Genomic DNA, 1,666 nt, shown 5'->3' on the forward strand with positions numbered 1-1,666 from the left:
CCTTTGATATCAAGCGGGTTTATTACCTCTACGATGTGCCGGGCGGGGCCGATCGCGGCGAGCATGCGCATAAGGCGCTGCATCAGTTCATTATCTGCATGTCGGGCAGTTTTGATATCCTGCTGGACGACGGGGCCGAGACCAAGCGTTTCCACCTGAACCGCTCATACTACGGGCTGTATGTCTGCCCGATGATGTGGCGCTACCTTGACAACTTTTCCTCCGGGGCGGTCTGCATGGTGCTGACCTCCGAGGTGTATGACGAAGCGGACTACATCCGCGACTATGGTGAATTCAAAGCCGCCGTAGGTGCGGCATGAAGGTTCCCTTCCTCGATATCGCGGGCGCCCATGCTGAAATTCAGGATCAGCTGGAGGCAGCCGTGCTGCGGGTGGCGCGTTCGGGTTACTTTATTCTAGGCCCCGAAGTGGAGGCGTTTGAGGCGGATTTCGCCCGCTACACCGGTGCGCCGCATTGCCTGGGCACTGGCAATGGCTTGGACGCGCTGATTTTGACGCTGAAGGCAATGGGGATCGGCCCGGGCGATGAAGTGATCGTGCCCGCGAACACCTATATCGCGACTTGGCTGGCAGTCAGCTTTTGCGGTGCAGCCATTGTCCCGGTGGAACCGCTGGAAGCTACTCACAATATCGACCCGGATGCAGTGGCCGCCGCCATCACGTCCCGAACCAAGGCAATCATCCCGGTCCACCTTTATGGCCAGCCCGCCGACATGGATCCGCTGATAGAACTGGCTAGGCAGCACGGGGTGCACCTGCTGGAAGACGCGGCCCAAGCGCATGGCGCCGGATACAAGGGCAAGCGGATCGGCAGTTTTGGAGAGGCCGCTTGCTGGAGCTTTTACCCAGGCAAAAACCTCGGCGCGCTGGGGGATGGCGGTGGGTTCACCACGACCTCGCCGGAGCTGGCAGAGCGGGTCTCGATGCTGCGGAACTATGGCTCGGCAGTTAAATACGAACATGAGCTGGCGGGACAGAACAGCCGCTTGGACCCGATCCAGGCGGCGGCGCTGCAAGTGAAGCTGCAAGTGCTTGATGGCTGGAATGCCCGCCGCCAGGCAATTGCCGCCCGTTACCTGGTGGCACTGTCTGCGGCCGGACTGGTGTTGCCTGCGGTGCCAAAATGGACGGACCCGGTCTGGCACCTCTTTGTGGTGCGCCATCCCGACCGGGATGCTTTCCGCGCCCGGCTGGAGGCTGCAGGAGTCGGGACCGTCATCCACTACCCCAAGCCGCCGCATTTGCAGAACGCCTATGCAGGGCTTGGCTATGGCAAGGGTGCGTTCCCTGTTTCGGAGACGCTGGCCACAGAAGTGATCAGCCTGCCGATCGGGCCTGCTCAGACTGACGCGCAGACCGAATATGTAATCGAACAGGTGTTGAAACTGGCGTGACCGGCCCGCCCGGTATTTTTGACGCCCGGCCCTTTGAACCTGCAAGTGTGCTTTGTCTAGGGACGAGGTCGCTGGTCAATGCATCAATAAGCGGCTGAATTTGACCGGTGCAATCCAGCAGTTGGATCAATGCCGGCGTTTTGGAAGCCTGTTGTGTGGAAATTGTATTGCGAAGCCGGGGCCGCCAATTGTAAAATGTCGCATGACAATATGGCATCCTGATCCTTCCACCTTGACCTCCCCCCTGCATGC

General features: G+C 60.0%; 2 protein-coding genes. Both read left to right on the top strand.

Annotated features, from left to right (window positions below; translation table 11 throughout):
• Positions 1-320, top strand: a 320-nt coding sequence (locus A2I95_RS36030; RefSeq protein WP_291737320.1) for an FdtA/QdtA family cupin domain-containing protein, incomplete at its 5' end; no start/stop codon positions are given.
• Positions 317-1,414 carry a DegT/DnrJ/EryC1/StrS aminotransferase family protein gene (locus A2I95_RS36035; RefSeq protein WP_291737321.1) on the top strand — a complete coding sequence of 366 codons (1,098 nt, stop codon included), beginning with the start codon at positions 317-319 and terminating at the stop codon, positions 1,412-1,414. The genes A2I95_RS36030 and A2I95_RS36035, both read left to right, overlap by 4 nt.
• Positions 1,415-1,666: the final 252 nt, after the last annotated feature.

It is taken from the genome of Leisingera sp. F5, from assembly GCF_001593695.1.